Source organism: Enterococcus sp. 10F3_DIV0382 (assembly GCF_002140245.1).
In the GTDB taxonomy this organism is placed as follows: domain Bacteria; phylum Bacillota; class Bacilli; order Lactobacillales; family Enterococcaceae; genus Enterococcus_B; species Enterococcus_B lactis.
Window position 1 is genome coordinate 61,958 of record NZ_NGMF01000002.1, and the last position, 15,446, is coordinate 77,403.

A 15,446-nucleotide genomic window follows, 5' to 3' on the forward strand; every position below is an offset into this window, starting at 1 on the left:
CTTCCGATGCAGCCAGAAGAAATGCCTTATTTCGTTGGTACAGTTGCCGCGATTTTTTTTCAAAATCCTAGTAATTTTTACAAAGTGCTTTTGGTACACATCAGCGAAACTACAGCTGATTACCGTGAAAAAGAGATTGTAGTTACCGGAAGCTTTGGCGATATTCAAGAAAATGAGACCTATCGTTTTTATGGAGAACTAGTGGATCACCCTAAATACGGAAGACAGCTTAAAGTCGAAAGATATGAGCAAGAAAAACCAACAACTGCGAATGGGATCGTAGCTTATCTTTCCAGCGAAAAATTCCCTGGGATCGGTAAGAAAACAGCAGAGAAAGTCGTCGAGTTGCTGGGAGAAGATGCTATCGAAAAAATCATTGCTGATCCTTCGGTATTAAAACAAATCGCTGGTTTAACGAAGCCAAAAAGAGAAATGCTTGCTGAAACGATTCGTCTAAATCACGGGATGGATCAAGTAATCATGGGATTGAATCGTTATGGATTCGGTAGTCAGTTAGCTTTCAGTATTTATCAGACCTATAAGAACGAGTCTTTGGATATCATCGAAGAAAATCCGTATCAGCTAGTCGAAGACATAGAAGGAATCGGGTTCAAACGCGCAGATAATCTAGCCGAACAAATCGGTATTGCAGCAGATTCACCTAGAAGAATCCGAGCAGCCATCTTGCATCAGATTTTTCAGCATGCTGTTCAAACAGGAGATACATACGTACCGGCGGAAACATTGCTTCAGCAAACCATCCGTATTTTAGAAACAAGTCGTCCAATAGAAATTCTGCCTGATCAGGTTGCTACTGTGATTATCCAGCTTGTTGAAGAAGGAAAAATCCAGCAAGAAGAAACGAATCTTTACGAAAACAGTTTGTATTTTTCTGAATGGGGTATCGGCAATTCCATCCAACGTCTGCTCAGCCGTAAAAAAGAAATCCATTATCCTGAAAAAGAAGTGCAGAAAAATATTCGGCGTATCGAAAAAATATTTGGTATACAGTATGGACCTTCGCAAGAACAAGCAATCGCTGAAGCCATCCGTTCTCCTCTATTTATTTTAACAGGAGGACCAGGTACGGGGAAAACTACTGTGATCAATGGGATCGTCAATCTTTTTGCAGAGTTGAATGGTCTGGAATTGGATCCGTCAAAATATACCCAAGAAATTTTTCCTATTCTGCTTGCAGCACCTACTGGCCGGGCAGCTAAACGAATGAACGAGACAACAGGTCTGCCTGCCAGTACAATCCATCGTTTACTTGGGCTGAATGGACGGGAAAAAACACCTTCAGTCAGCACGAAAGAATTAGAAGGCGGACTTTTGATCGTTGATGAGATGTCTATGGTCGATACATGGCTGGCTAACACATTATTCAAAGCGATTCCGACGAATATGCAGGTTATTCTAGTAGGGGATAAAGATCAGCTTCCTTCTGTCGGTCCTGGACAAGTGCTACATGACCTTTTGGAAATCGAACAAATTCCTAAAATGGAACTCAATCAGATTTATCGACAAGGTGATGGTTCTAGTATTATTCCTCTTGCCCATGAAATCAAAGAAGGACGTCTACCAAAAGATTTCACAAAGAATCAAAAAGATCGTTCCTATTTCCGAAGCGATGCTTATCAAATTGAACCCTTGATTTCTAAAATTGTGGAAAAAGCGAAAAATAAGGGATTCCGTGCACAAGATATCCAAGTATTAGCACCAATGTATCGGGGACCAGCAGGGATCGACGCGTTAAATAAAATGATGCAAGAGATATTCAATCCAGGGAGACCTGGGAAAAAGGAAGTACATTGGAACGACACCGTTTATCGGATAGGAGACAAAGTACTCCAGTTAGTCAATACTCCTGAATTGAATGTATTCAATGGAGATATGGGAGAAATCACGGGGATTATCTTGGCAAAAGATTCGGAAGATAAAGTGGATGAATTAGTTATCCAGTTTGATGCAAATGAGGTCACTTATAAAAGAAACGAGTGGAATAAAATTACTCTTTCTTATTGTTGTTCGATCCATAAATCACAGGGCAGTGAATTCAAAATGGTCATTTTGCCCATGGTTCATCAATATCAGCGAATGCTTCAGCGTAATCTACTCTACACGGCTGTTACTCGGAGTAAGGAACTGTTGATTTTGTTAGGGGAAGAGCAAGCGTATGCCACTTGTGTAGCGAATGAATCGGCAAGCCGAATGACTACGTTGAAATCAAGAATCATCGATAATGGAAAAATGACTATCACTCTGCGGACAAAACTAGCAGCTTATGAAGATTCTTTGATTGGAAATGATCCATTTGAAGATGGGACCTATACAAAAGAGTCGCAGGACATAAAAGAAAAGTTACCTATAAAAGACGACAGTGGAACGAATGAATCGAAAAACCAAGTAATGGAAACAGTGGAACCAGATCTATTTTCTTCATCGGTTGTAGAAGAAAAGAAAGAAGAGATAGAACCTGCTGTTCCCAAGGAGTTCGTTCTTACTGCAGAAGCGATTAATCAGAAATTAGTAGATCCAATGATTGGCATGGAAAACATTACACCGTATACATTATAAAAGAATCTGACGATACGTATGCGCTATTTGTCGGCAATATTGATCACTTAAAAAGCGGATGTGACACGACTTGTGCCTCATCCGCTTTTTGAAATTATTCTTGGTGACTTGTAGTGAAATTGTAGGCTCATGCCGTCTTGGTAAACGGTGTTCAAAAGACAGTTTCTTGGTATGAAGTCAAATTTTTGCAAAAATGTGAACAGGCATTTCCACAAAATTTTTCTACAAACTCGAAACTACTTGAAAAATAACTGGTTTTTTGTAGAAAATTGCAGATCAAAAGGACGAGGAGCGACATCTTCTCCATCTTCTTGACCATATTGCGGCGTTGGTGAAACGATTCGTAATCTGTTTGTTGTGTAGTGATGGAAATATTTCGATTTCAATTGTTTTTTCTGCATAAGTAAAAGGATAAGCCATATGATTTTAAAAATATTGATTCGTTCGACCATGACAAAATCAATGACTGGTTTAGTCGCATCTGCAGTTGGAGCGATTGCGATTCCTCCTCCAAAAAAAGGATGCTTCGTTGCTGTACATAAAAATGCATTTGAAAAACTTAACTGCTTTCCTCCTGCATCCACTAGAATTGGAAATCCTTTTTGAGTAAATAAAGTCCGGAGAATAGAGAACAAATACGAAAAAGAACCTAAGTTGTATTTGTTCAATCGTTCTTTTGTAGAAGAATGATTTGTCGCGTGGACGATAGCTGCGTCTAATCCAATACCAAAATTATTAACAGCTATTCCTTTTTTTTCACTTATTTTTTCTTCATAAGCCATTATATGGACTTTATCTGGTGATTGAGCTGCTAAAATCAGCTGAAGTGCTTTTTTAGGATTCTTAGGAAGTCCCGCTCCTCGAGCAAAATCATTTCCAGAGCCTGCTGGAATATAAGCGACAGGAAATTCAACTTCCATCTGATAGAAAGTATCAAGTACCTGATGCAAGGTTCCGTCTCCTCCTACGATGATCAAAAGAGGGAAAGTTTCGATTGTTTCCTGTTCTTCTGTCCAAGGTACTAATGTTTCTTTTGCCAGAATTTCAGCAATCTCCGCATCATGTCCTTTGTATTCACTGTAATGAAGGGTATAGTTGACATGTTTGTTTTTTAATATCGGCAAGATTTTTTCTGCTACTTTATGGCCGTTTCCACTGCCTGCCGATGGATTGATCAATAAATGATAATGGAATTTCATATTTTCCTCCTGCTATTCAATAAAACAAGATATTTTAATCATCCTGTTTGCTGGTTAACCAATAATTAGCAAGTTTTTTCTATTTTTGGAATGAAAGAAACTTGTTTTTACAAAAAAACACCTGTTACAAAATTAATTCTTGGTTATTATAGCAGAAGACTAGGAGAATGAAAAAGGTCTGGAGACCGAAACACACAAAAAAGCCTAGCAAGCGCATCATCCATTACTTACGTAAGGAGAAGTTCCAAGGTTCGGTATGTCCACTTAGACCTTCAGCTGCCTGCTAGACTATTCTCTAGTAAGAGGTTGCTCAAATTCCCACATCCTTTTTTATTTATTTAAGTTTCACAACAATTCTGTTCGTGCAGAACCTACTTCGTCTGCTTTACTGGGAATTCTTATGACCCCTTACATTTATCTTATACCATATTTTGAGACTTTTAGCAAACGTTTACATTTTTGCTTGTTTACTTTTTTCAAAAGTAGATAAGACAGATTGAAATAGATGAAAAGTCTGTTATAATTATTGTTTGTTTCACATAATCGCGGTTCATCAACCATCCCGCGTTAAAAAAACTAGGAGAAATGAGGAGAGAAAATGCAAAAAACGAAAAGCAGACAACGGTTGTCCGTAATCGTTGTCAATGGTATCATCATGGCTCTTTATCTAGCGCTAACTATTTTAGTTGCGCCTGTATCCTCAGGGCCAATCCAGTTTCGTATTTCAGAAAGTTTGAATCATTTAGTTGTCTTTAACCGTAAATTACTTTGGGGAGTTTTGGGCGGGGTCATCGTCTATAATGCCTTCTTTGGATTTGGTATCATGGATGTGGTTTTTGGTGGTGGCCAAACATTGCTTTCTTTAGGTCTGACAGCTTTGCTGCAAAACAAAGTGAAAAATGTAAAGATGCGTTTAGTATTGAACACGATCTTCTTTACTATCAGCATGGGATTGATTGCTTACATGCTAGTTCCGACAGGTGGCCAAGCATTTTGGACAACCTATGGTACACTTGCATTAAGCGAGTTCATCATCATGGCTGTTTCAGCACCACTGATGTATTATTTAGATCGTTCGCTTGATTTTGAAAAGCGTGTCTAATTGTAAAAAAACGACAAAAGAAAGCAGCTGAGCTGTATTTCTTTTGTCATTTTTATTATGCTTCTTGGTTTTGCAAATTTTCGATTTCTACCACTTTATAATTCTTTTTCTCTAAGTGGTTGATGATCGTTTCACATACTTTCGGTTCAGTGTTCGCCGGCAGCGTAATCAATGTACGTCGGATGTATTCGTCTTTTTCAATATCAAGAGTAATGCAGCTGGCAATGCTACTGTATTTTGAAATGATTTTTGCGATAGCAGCCAGATCTCCTTGCTTTCCTGTAGAAGCAATTGTCAGCACATAGCTTCCTTGTTCTACGCTCCAAGATTGAGAGAGCATATTAAGTAATGTGCTATGTGTCAAAATACCATAAAAATGATTTTCACTGTCAAGGACAGCAATATAAGGAAGCTCTTTGATCGTAAAGAATACTTTGAAGAAAGAAGTATCCAGATAAATGAACTTTGTGGCATTTTTCAAAAGATGAGTGACAGGAAGCGTCATATCACCGCCGTTTGCTTTATGACGATAGATGTGCATTTTGTAAATATTTCCACGGAAAATATTCCCTGAAGAATCTAAGATCGGTACACAACGGTATCCGGAAGTTTCTAAAATTTTTAATGCTTCTTCTAATGTACTAGTCTCTGTAACGGTTGTCAGATCTTTTTTCTTATATACAAGTGTTTTTAATAGCATCGCTATACCTCCAATTGTCTCATTTTAGCTTAATTTCAAATTAATCATATCATAATTTTATCTAAAACAATAGATAGTTTATTTCACAAATTGACAAGTAAAAAGTTACGTGATACTGTTATTAAGTATAAGTCTGATTCTCAGCAAGGGGGCAGAAGTAAATGGCAAAGAAAAAAGCAGCACTCGCTTGTTCCGTTTGTGGGTCTCGTAACTACACAAAATCAGTCAGTGAAGGAAAAAGCGGTGAACGTTTAGAAATCAACAAATTTTGTAAATATTGTAATCAATATACATTACATAAAGAAACGAAATAAACAGCAAAGGAGGGTGTCTCATGAAATTTCTAAAAAGCGTAAAAGATGAAATCAAACAAGTAACTTGGCCAAACAGAAAACAACTTCGTAAAGATACGTTGGTAGTTATCGAAACTTCTATTCTTTTCGGGTTGATGTTTTACGTAATGGATACAGCAATCCAAAGTTTATTTGGCTGGATCTTAAAATAACTCGCTAGCCACAACGTGCTTTTAGTGCTATAATGAAGCGAAAGAAAAACTTCGGGTGTACTGAGGTTTTTTTATTTTACAATGAAATGAGGAGCCTTCAATGGAATCTTTTGAAAAAAACTGGTATGTCTTGCATACATATTCAGGATATGAAAACAAAGTAAAAGCAAATATCGAATCTCGTGCGCAAAGTATGAAAATGGCCGACTTTATTTTCCGTGTCGTTGTTCCTGAAGAAAAAGAAACAGAAGTCAAAAATGGGAAAGAGAAAGAAATCGTTCATAAAACATTTCCAGGATATGTTCTTGTTGAAATGATCATGACAGACGCTTCCTGGTATGTTGTCCGTAACACACCAGGCGTGACAGGATTCGTTGGTTCACACGGAGCTGGAAGCAAACCAGCACCACTACTTCCAGAAGAAGTCAATCATATCTTGCGTTCTATCGGCATGAGTCTACGACAAAATGATTTAGAAGTAGAAGTTGGCGAAGTTGTGAAAATCATCGAAGGCGCATTTGCTGGATTAGAAGGACAAGTAACAGAAGTTGACGGAGAAAAAGAAAAATTGAAAGTCAACATCGATATGTTTGGTCGTGAAACAAGTACAGAACTTGATTTCGATCAAGTAGATAAAATCGATTAATAAAGAGACTTGAAATGTCGATCATACGATTGACCTTTCAAGTCTTTCTTTTTTCTATATGGAAAGGAAGAGGCGAATGACAAATCGAATCAAAAATGTATGCAAACATGCGGCTACAGCAGCTTTAGTGCTTATCAGCTTGTTTGCGATAAGTGGTTGCCAGACGACGAAGACTACTGCAGTTTCTGATAAAGAAAAAACGGTAGAATCCAGTAAAGTGATAGAAAAAACCACTATTCCAACACTTTTTTTCCATGGCTACAGCGGGACAGAAAATTCCTTTAAAGGGATGTTGCAACGTTTGGAAAAAAATCAAAAAGCAGTAAAAGAATTGGTTCTAATAGTAGAAGCCGATGGACAAATACAAGCAGAAGGAGACTTATCTGGAAAAGCAGACAATCCGATGGTCCAAGTATTGTTTGCAGATAATAAAAACAACGAGTGGAATCAAGCAGAATGGATCAAATCTTGTCTTTTGTATCTGAAAGAAAACTATAGCATAGACAAAGTCAACATCGTGGGACATTCAATGGGAGGAGTTAGCGCGTTACGCTATTTAGGAACATATGGACAGGATACGTCATTGCCGCAAGTTCAGACATTTACGGCAATTGGTGCACCTTTTAATGATTTTGTCGATGACAGTGGGCAATCTCTGACAGAGGAGTTAGCAATGGGTCCTGCTGTTGTTTCTAGCCGCTATCAAGATTATCAGCAAATAATCGGAAATATGCCTACAACTACTCGATTTTTCCTGATTGCCGGACAATTGGACGAAGCAGACTTGAGTGATGGGACAGTACCGTTAAACAGTGCATTAGCTGTCTATGCGTTGTTGAAACAACACGGAAATGAAGTAGAAGAAAAAATAGTAAAAGGCGAAAATGCCGCTCATAGTATGCTTCATGAAAACCAAGAAGTAGATCAGCTTGTTAGTCGATTTGTTTGGAATGAATAGCAAGAAAAGGATCCGAGAGTAAATGTTTGCTTACTTTTTGTAAGAATAGTATGATTTACATGTAATCAAGAAGATGAAAGAAGGATCTACTATGACTTATCATACAAGTAATGAAGAACATCCAATCGATATTGTAAACATTGCTTCACTAGAAGGTCGTGTAAAAGAGCGAATGGAAGCAGGAGCTTTTGGCTATATTCGCGGTGGTTCTGAAGATGAGTGGACGATGAAAGAAAATACGACTTCTTTTAATGCAAAAAAAATCATGCCACGGATATTACGCGGAATCGACTCAGCAGATTTGCATACATCAGTTTTTGGAATTGAATTAGACACACCGATTATCCAAGCGCCATCAGCGGCCCAAGGATTGGCGCATGAAAAAGGGGAAGCTGATACAGCTAAAGGGGTAGCTGCTGCTGGATCAATCTTTTCCATCAGCACTTATGCGAATACGACAATCAAAGATGCAGCAGATGCAGCGCCAGGTGCACCGCAGTTTTTCCAATTATATATGAGTAAAGACGATGGGTTCAATGAGTTCATTTTGAACAAAGCAGTAGAAGCAGGGGCTAAAGCCATCATTTTAACGGCAGATTCAACGCTCGGTGGTTACCGCGAAGAAGATGTGATCAATCAATTCCAATTTCCATTACCAATGCCTAATTTAGCTGCTTATAGCGAACAAAGTGCAAGTGGGAATGGCGAAGGAAAAGGAATTGCAGAAATCTATGCAGCTGCAAAACAAGGCTTGACACCAGATGACATCAAAACAATCAAAGAAATCACCAATCTTCCAGTCATCGTAAAAGGAATACAATCGCCAGAAGATGCAGTCATCGCTATCTCTGCAGGGGCAGATGGTATCTGGGTATCTAATCATGGGGGACGACAATTAGATGGAGGTCCTGCTTCCTTTGAAGTATTGCCAAAAATTGCCGAAGTAGTCAATAAACGTGTACCAGTGATTTTCGACTCTGGCGTCCGTCGAGGAGAACATGTCTTTAAAGCTTTGGCAAGTGGTGCTGACTTAGTTGCGATTGGCCGACCAGTAATCTATGGATTGAATCTAGGTGGGGCAGAAGGAGTAACCTCTGTTTTTGAACACCTGAACAAAGAATTGTCGATCACGATGCAACTTGCAGGAACAAAATCGATCGATGAAGTAAAAAATACGAAATTGATGGATTAATAAAAAAAACGAAGAGAGGCCTAACTGTGCGTCTCTTCGTTTTTTTGTGATAGAAATAACTAATCTCTTAATACTCGAAACTAGGCAGCTTTTTTACGACCTCTTATTTAAAATCTCTTCTGTAAGTCGCTTAGCAGTTGGCGTAACAGCTAAGCCGCCTTCTGCTGTCTCTTTGAAAATCGATGGCATTTGTCGTCCGACTTGATACATCGCAGCAACGACTTCATCCGGTGGAATGACACTTTCGATACCCGCTAATGCCATGTCAGCAGAGATGAAAGCTTGAGAGGACCCTAAAGCATTACGTTTGACACAAGGTACTTCAACTAAACCTGCAACAGGATCGCAAATCAGTCCCATCATATTTTTCAATGTGATGGCTACTGCTTGAGCTGCTTGATGAGGAGTCCCGTTTTTTGCACAAACCAAAGCCGCCGCCGCCATTGCACTTGCAGAACCAACTTCTGCTTGACAACCCCCTTCTGCGCCACTAATAGAAGCGTTGTTCGCGATTACTAACCCGAAAGCGCCAGCAGTAAACAAGAATTCCAATTGCTGTTCATGTGACAAACCAAGCCGATCTCGGACAGCCATTAACACACCAGGAACAACCCCCGCACTTCCAGCAGTCGGCGTAGCACAAATCAATCCCATTTTTGCATTGACTTCGTTAACAGCTACAGCATTGCGTACAGCCTTTAAGATCGTTTCTCCGCTCAAAAAATCTGCTTCGTTCAAATAATCATCTAATTTTTTTGCATCGCCACCGGTAATCCCTGTGACGGAGGTGACACCTTCTTTTCCCTCGTTGATCGATTGTTCCATTACTGAAAGATTTTTTTCCATAATCGCAATGATCTGACTACGGGAACGGCCGCTCATTTCCATTTCAACTGCAATCATCAATTCTGCTACACTTGAATAAGCTTTCGCTTGGTCTACTAATTCTTCAATCGATAAAAACATTTTTTCAGCTCCTTAATCGAAATAGTTTACGCTGTCGATATTTGGCAGATGTTTGAGTCTTCTTACTGTTTCTTCAACTTGAGGATTATCTACTTCAATGATCATGATGGCGCTTTCGCCTTTTGATTCCCGTGTCACTGTCATAGTACCGATATTCGTATTGGTTTCAGAAAGTATACCAGTCACTTTAGCGATCATCCCTGGAACATCTTGGTGAACAACGATCAAGGTAGGTGTTCCCATGCTTAAAGAAATTTTGAATCCATTCAATTCAGAAATCTGGATATTGCCACCGCCAATCGAAATGCCAGTAACTGAAAGCTTTCGTGTTCCTTTTTTTAGAAGCATCTTTACAGAATTCGGATGTTCGGCTTTTTCACTCTTAGGAACAAACAAGACTTCCATGCCAGCCTCATATGCCAATTTCAAAGAATCAGCTAAACGTTCATCATCAGGTTCCATTCCTAATAGACCACCAACTAATGCAATGTCTGTTCCGTGACCTCGATAGGTTTTTGCAAATGATTCATATAGATAAATATCTACAGAATCAGGTTGCTCGCCAAATATACTGCGTATGATCTTCCCAATTCTAGCTGCTCCGGCTGTGTGGGAGCTACTTGGACCAATCATCACAGGTCCAATAATATCAAAGACACTTCTATACCTTAAATCTTTCATTTTCTCCACCTCATTTTGTTATGTAGGAATCTTTGTACAAGGGTCTAAAAAACCGTGTTATTGTTTGCTTTCATCTGTTGAACCATGCTAGCGCAAGTGTAACATAAAAGAAGAAATGGGAACGAAAAATTGTTGTTTTTTTAGAATAAATTTAGCGTTTATTCAAGCAAAATGTAAAAATAGCAGAAAAAAATCTTGAAAAAACAAATAAATTTGCTATACTGTACCAGTGTGCATTGTTTTGCACATTATTTGTCTGGATTTTTTCAGATCAGATAAAACGTGGGAGGAGAAATATGCATCTCCAATTAACCACATCACGGACTTAAGGAGGTATGTCTCGTGGCAAAGAAAGTAGAAAAAATCGTTAAATTGCAAATTCCTGCAGGGAAAGCAACTCCAGCTCCACCAGTAGGTCCTGCACTAGGTCAAGCGGGTATCAATATCATGGGATTCACAAAAGAATTCAACGCTCGTACAGCTGATCAAGCAGGTTTGATCATTCCGGTTGTTATTTCTGTATACGAAGACCGTTCATTCACATTCGTTACAAAAACACCACCAGCTGCTGTTCTATTGAAAAAAGCAGCTAAAATCGAAAAAGGTTCAGGTGAACCAAACAAAAATAAAGTTGCGAAAGTTTCTAGCGATCAAGTAAGAGAAATCGCTGAATTAAAAATGGAAGACCTAAACGCAGCTAACGTTGAAGCAGCAATGCGCATGGTTGAAGGAACTGCACGAAGCATGGGGATCACTGTAGAATAATCTCTATACCCTAAGACAGCAGCTTCTCAGTTGGCTCTATATTGAAAGATATAGAACACGTGGGAGGTACAACCGTTATAACCACAATCAAGGAGGAACCAAAATGGCTAAAAAGAGCAAAAAAATGCAAGATGCATTAAAAAAAGTTGATTCAAGTAAAGTTTATCCTGTTGCCGAAGCAGTAGCTTTAGCAAAAGAAACAAACATTGCAAAATTTGATGCAACAGTTGAAGTTGCATACCGTTTGAACGTAGACCCTAAAAAAGCAGACCAACAAATCCGTGGTGCTGTTGTATTACCAAACGGAACTGGTAAAACACAAACTGTTTTAGTTTTTGCTAAAGGAGACAAAGCAAAAGAAGCTGAAGCAGCTGGTGCAGATTTCGTAGGTGACGACGACATGGTTCAAAAAATCCAAAACGGATGGTTTGACTTTGACGTAGTTGTTGCAACACCTGATATGATGGCTACTGTAGGTCGTCTAGGACGTGTATTAGGACCAAAAGGCTTAATGCCAAACCCTAAAACTGGTACAGTTACAATGGATGTAACAAAAGCAGTAAACGAAGTGAAAGCTGGTAAAGTAACTTACCGTGTAGACAAAGCTGGAAACATCCATGTACCAATCGGAAAAGTTTCATTTGATGATGAAAAATTAGTTGAAAACTTTGCAACAATCCATGATGTATTGCTAAAAGCTAAACCATCAGCAGCTAAAGGTCAATACATGAAAAATGTAACGATCACAACAACATTTGGACCTGGTATCCATGTTGACCAAGCTTCTTTCTAATCAAATATTAGAACGTTGATTGATCCAACTGAAAAATAATTCTTGACTCAACTAGTTTAGCATGCTAAGCTAGTTGAGGTTAATAATTAACTTGTACCGAAGACAGTAGGTGGCGCCAAGCCTTAATTTCCTACCGAGGACGTTTATTGAATATATTCAATAGTCCCTCTATGTCTGCGGTGGCATAGAGTTTTTTATTGTGAATCACTATGAACGAAGAGAATAGATGATGAACAATACTGGTTGAGCAAAGAAACTATACAAGTGATTTGCCTTTTCAGTTCAAAAAACTCTTCCATCAAAATTCAGGAGGTGAAACTCAAAAATGAGTGAAGCAATTATCGCAAAAAAAGCAGCAATCGTTGATGAAGTAAGCGAAAAATTTACAGCAGCTGCATCAGTAGTAGTCGTTGACTACCGCGGATTAACAGTTGATGAAGTAACACGTTTACGTAAACAACTTCGTGATGCTAACGTAGAAATGAAAGTTATCAAAAACTCAATTCTTTCACGTGCAGCTAAAAAAGCTGGCCTTGAAGGCATGGACGAAGTATTCACTGGACCTACAGCCGTTGCATTCAGTAACGAAGATGTAGTTGCACCAGCGAAAATCATGGACGAATTTGCTAAAGAAGCAAAAGCATTAGAAATCAAAGGCGGTATCATCGAAGGTAAAGTATCTTCATTGGAAGAAATCACAGCATTGGCAAAATTGCCAAATCGCGAAGGACTTCTATCTATGTTGCTATCTGTACTACAAGCGCCAGTCCGCAACGTGGCTTACGCTGTCAAAGCAGTGGCAGACAAAGAAGATGGAGATGCAGCTTAATTGCCGCATAAAGTATTAAATAAAAAAGAACATTTAAACGGAGGAAATTATAATGGCATTGAACATTGAAAACATCGTTGCTGAGTTAAAAGAAGCAACTATCCTAGAACTTAACGACCTAGTTAAAGCTATTGAAGAAGAATTTGGCGTATCTGCTGCTGCTCCTGTAGCTGTAGCTGCTGCTGGTGGCGCTGCTGCTGCTGAAGAACAAACAGAATTCACTGTAGAATTAACTGCAGCTGGAGACCAAAAAGTTAAAGTTATCAAAGCAGTTCGTGAAGCAACTGGCTTAGGCTTGAAAGAAGCTAAAGCTGTAGTTGATGGCGCTCCTGCACCAGTTAAAGAAGGCGTATCTAAAGAAGAAGCTGACGAATTGAAAGCTAAACTTGAAGAAGTTGGCGCATCTGTAACTGTTAAATAATTTTTTAACTATTTAAAAGCACTGAGATCCTATCTTGGATTTCGGTGCTTTTTTGTTTTTATGTTAAACTATTATTTAATGAATATAGTTTTTTTCAGGAGGTAATATGAAAAAGAAAAAAATCCGATTGATTTTGATCACGTTGGGAATCGTTCTGATACTTATGGTGGGCTATCGGTTGTATTTGGAATATCAGACAGATATACAATTATTTTTAAACCCTAGAGCAAGTAAGGAAGAGCTGCTTGCACATATTCGTTCTCATGGTTTTTCTGCATCGCTACTCTTGATTGTGTTGACAGCGGTGATGTGTGCTGTTCCGGGTATCCCTACTTCGGTTATTGGTGTCATTGCCGGATTGAGCTTTGGTCCGTTTATTGGGGCAGGTATCAATGTTTTAGGGAATGCTCTGGGCAATATTTCCGCTGTGTTTTTGATGCACCGATTGAAGTTTTTAGACAAGAAAACTGAAAAAAATCATTGGGTGCAATCCATTCGGCAAATGAGACATCCCAAAATAGGCGTCATGTTAGGTTACATGATACCGGTGATCCCATCTTCTATGGTCAATTTTGCTGCAGATGCGATGAAATTGCCTCTTCAGCAAATCGTAATGTCGATCGTGATTGGAGTCATCCCTTCATCTGTGTTGTATGCGTGTGGGGGAGAAGCTCTGTTTCACGGATATAACAAAACTGCAGTCACGTTGGTTGCAAGTGTTACTGTGTTAGTAGGGTTAGTTGTCTTCATTTATAAAGATCGCAAGAAAAAACAAGGAAAACAAAGACAAAAATAATAAGTATGGCGAATAGTTGTATTTTTCTATTTCCAATCTTTTCCATAAGTTGTAAACTAAGATAGGAAATGGGGGAAATCAATGGAGAGTAAAGAAAAAACACCTTTAACAACATCGCTTATTTTATTATTATCAATCACTTGCGGCGTCGTTGTTGCCAATATGTATTATATCCAGCCGATTGGAACAAAAGTAGCAGCTAGTTTATCTGTTAGCACAAGTGCAGTCGGGATATTGACAATGTTGACCCAGTTGGGCTATGCACTAGGGCTACTGTTTTTAGTTCCTTTAGGAGACGTGGTGGATCGTCCAAAATTAATTATACGAATGGCAGCGTTATCTGCTATCTCGCTGTTGGCCGCTTTTTTTGCGCCTTCGTTTGCGTTATTTGCATGCGCTTCTTTTTTAATAGGATTACTTTCGATCGTGCCGCAAATTATCATTCCTTACGGTGCGGTACTAGCAGGACCAAAAGCAAGAGGAAAAGTCATGGGAACATTGCTTAGCGGTTTACTCGTGGGGATTTTGCTTTCTCGGACTGTATCTGGTATTGTTGCCAGTCTTTTTTCTTGGCGGATGATCTATTTATTTGCTTTATGTGCCGTCGGGATTCTTACACTTCTGCTTTACTGGAAGATGCCGCGTTCTGTCCAGCAAAGTAGTACATCTGTTTCATACCTTGATTCACTCAAAAGTTTGCCGCGTTTAGTTGCCTCTCAACGTTTATTAAGAGAAGCGGCAGTCAGCGGATTTTTTATGTTTGGCACATTTTCAATCTTTTGGTCTACGTTGATTTTTTATATCAGCAGTCCCGCTTACAATTGGGGGACTTTTGAAGCAGGGATATTAGCGATTTTTGGGTTGTCTGGAGCAGTCGCTGCACCTATCGTGGGACGACTGGCAGATTCTTATTCTGAAAGAAAAATTGTATATATGGGACTTGTTATGCAAACAATAAGTTTTATTGCTTTATTGGTTGGCGGAAGCCATTTGGCCATTTTGCTTTTAGCTATTATTTTATTAGACGTCGGGAATCAATTTGGTCAAGTCGCCAACCAAACACGAGTACAAGGACTAGGTGAAGCAGCAAGCAACCGAAATAATACTGTATTTATGTTTATGTACTTTATTGGAGGTGCGGCTGGTTCATTGCTAGGGACGACCATGTGGCAACAGTATGGTTGGTTAGGTGTAACGGTTAGCGGACTTGTTTTTCAGGGATGTGCGTTTTTCTTTCAGTTCGTTGTTTTTCGAGAGAAAAAAGAAAACTGAACAACAAAAAAACTGATGATCATGCTATCATCAGTTTTTTTGTC

At 39.0% G+C, this 15,446-nt stretch carries 17 protein-coding genes, 1 riboswitch and 1 other annotated feature; of the genes, 13 read left to right on the forward strand and 4 right to left on the reverse strand.

Annotation, left to right across the window (positions count from 1 at the left end; translation table 11 throughout):
* The first annotated feature begins 6 nt into the window (after positions 1–6).
* Positions 7–2,577, forward strand: coding sequence for an ATP-dependent RecD-like DNA helicase (locus A5849_RS10865; RefSeq protein ID WP_002314140.1), 2,571 nt, complete (start codon positions 7–9; stop codon positions 2,575–2,577).
* Between the two features lie 236 nt (positions 2,578–2,813).
* Here A5849_RS10865 and A5849_RS10870 read toward each other — a convergent pair whose 3' ends face one another.
* Positions 2,814–3,776 carry a diacylglycerol kinase family protein gene (locus tag A5849_RS10870; protein ID WP_002314139.1) on the reverse strand — a complete coding sequence of 321 codons (963 nt, stop codon included), beginning with the start codon at positions 3,774–3,776 and terminating at the stop codon, positions 2,814–2,816.
* 539 nt (positions 3,777–4,315) lie between these two features.
* Positions 4,316–4,362: riboswitch (PreQ1 riboswitch) on the forward strand.
* A 12-nt stretch (positions 4,363–4,374) separates the two neighbouring features.
* Between A5849_RS10870 and A5849_RS10875 the strand changes: the two genes are divergently transcribed.
* Positions 4,375–4,878 carry a QueT transporter family protein gene (locus A5849_RS10875; RefSeq protein WP_002309992.1) on the forward strand — a complete coding sequence of 168 codons (504 nt, stop codon included), beginning with the start codon at positions 4,375–4,377 and terminating at the stop codon, positions 4,876–4,878.
* A gap of 55 nt (positions 4,879–4,933) precedes the next feature.
* Here the strand turns inward: A5849_RS10875 and cbpA are convergent, their stop codons facing one another.
* The gene (gene cbpA / locus A5849_RS10880; protein WP_002309993.1) at positions 4,934–5,578 is read right to left on the reverse strand and encodes a cyclic di-AMP binding protein CbpA; all 645 of its coding nucleotides are present in this window, start codon (positions 5,576–5,578) and stop codon (positions 4,934–4,936) included.
* A 161-nt stretch (positions 5,579–5,739) separates the two neighbouring features.
* Here cbpA and rpmG point away from each other — a divergent pair, with 161 nt between their 5' ends.
* From rpmG to A5849_RS10905, 5 genes are all read left to right on the forward strand, one after another.
* Positions 5,740–5,892 carry a 50S ribosomal protein L33 gene (gene rpmG, locus A5849_RS10885; RefSeq protein ID WP_002294578.1) on the forward strand — a complete coding sequence of 51 codons (153 nt, stop codon included), beginning with the start codon at positions 5,740–5,742 and terminating at the stop codon, positions 5,890–5,892.
* Between the two features lie 20 nt (positions 5,893–5,912).
* Positions 5,913–6,083, forward strand: a complete 171-nt coding sequence (gene secE, locus A5849_RS10890) for a preprotein translocase subunit SecE (RefSeq protein ID WP_002309994.1) — start codon at positions 5,913–5,915, stop codon at positions 6,081–6,083.
* 100 nt (positions 6,084–6,183) lie between these two features.
* A complete protein-coding gene (gene nusG / locus A5849_RS10895) occupies positions 6,184–6,729 on the forward strand; it encodes a transcription termination/antitermination protein NusG (protein WP_002294580.1) in 546 nt (181 codons plus the stop codon).
* Between the two features lie 58 nt (positions 6,730–6,787).
* Positions 6,788–7,687 carry an alpha/beta fold hydrolase gene (locus A5849_RS10900; protein WP_002309995.1) on the forward strand — a complete coding sequence of 300 codons (900 nt, stop codon included), beginning with the start codon at positions 6,788–6,790 and terminating at the stop codon, positions 7,685–7,687.
* Between the two features lie 91 nt (positions 7,688–7,778).
* Positions 7,779–8,879 (forward strand): lactate oxidase, encoded by a 1,101-nt coding sequence (locus A5849_RS10905; RefSeq protein WP_002314137.1) that lies wholly within the window; start codon positions 7,779–7,781, stop codon positions 8,877–8,879.
* A gap of 93 nt (positions 8,880–8,972) precedes the next feature.
* Here the strand turns inward: A5849_RS10905 and sdaAA are convergent, their stop codons facing one another.
* Entirely contained in the window at positions 8,973–9,845 is an 873-nt protein-coding gene (gene sdaAA / locus A5849_RS10910; RefSeq protein WP_002309997.1) for an L-serine ammonia-lyase, iron-sulfur-dependent, subunit alpha, read from the reverse strand.
* 12 nt (positions 9,846–9,857) lie between these two features.
* Positions 9,858–10,526, reverse strand: a complete 669-nt coding sequence (sdaAB, locus tag A5849_RS10915) for an L-serine ammonia-lyase, iron-sulfur-dependent subunit beta (protein ID WP_002309998.1) — start codon at positions 10,524–10,526, stop codon at positions 9,858–9,860.
* 342 nt (positions 10,527–10,868) lie between these two features.
* Here sdaAB and rplK point away from each other — a divergent pair, with 342 nt between their 5' ends.
* From rplK to A5849_RS10945, 6 genes are all read left to right on the forward strand, one after another.
* Positions 10,869–11,291, forward strand: a complete 423-nt coding sequence (gene rplK, locus A5849_RS10920; RefSeq protein ID WP_002291638.1) for a 50S ribosomal protein L11 — start codon at positions 10,869–10,871, stop codon at positions 11,289–11,291.
* Between the two features lie 103 nt (positions 11,292–11,394).
* The gene (gene rplA, locus A5849_RS10925; protein WP_002291636.1) at positions 11,395–12,084 is read left to right on the forward strand and encodes a 50S ribosomal protein L1; all 690 of its coding nucleotides are present in this window, start codon (positions 11,395–11,397) and stop codon (positions 12,082–12,084) included.
* A 78-nt stretch (positions 12,085–12,162) separates the two neighbouring features.
* Positions 12,163–12,290 (forward strand) — a sequence feature (ribosomal protein L10 leader region).
* 119 nt (positions 12,291–12,409) lie between these two features.
* On the forward strand, positions 12,410–12,913 hold the full coding sequence (gene rplJ / locus A5849_RS10930; RefSeq protein ID WP_002291634.1) for a 50S ribosomal protein L10: 504 nt from the start codon (positions 12,410–12,412) through the stop codon (positions 12,911–12,913).
* 52 nt (positions 12,914–12,965) lie between these two features.
* Positions 12,966–13,334 carry a 50S ribosomal protein L7/L12 gene (gene rplL / locus A5849_RS10935; protein WP_002291633.1) on the forward strand — a complete coding sequence of 123 codons (369 nt, stop codon included), beginning with the start codon at positions 12,966–12,968 and terminating at the stop codon, positions 13,332–13,334.
* A gap of 106 nt (positions 13,335–13,440) precedes the next feature.
* Positions 13,441–14,130, forward strand: a complete 690-nt coding sequence (locus tag A5849_RS10940; protein ID WP_002345548.1) for a TVP38/TMEM64 family protein — start codon at positions 13,441–13,443, stop codon at positions 14,128–14,130.
* Between the two features lie 81 nt (positions 14,131–14,211).
* Positions 14,212–15,402: an MFS transporter gene (locus A5849_RS10945; RefSeq protein WP_086310100.1), complete on the forward strand. Its 1,191-nt coding sequence runs from the start codon at positions 14,212–14,214 to the stop codon at positions 15,400–15,402.
* The last annotated feature ends 44 nt before the right edge of the window (positions 15,403–15,446 follow it).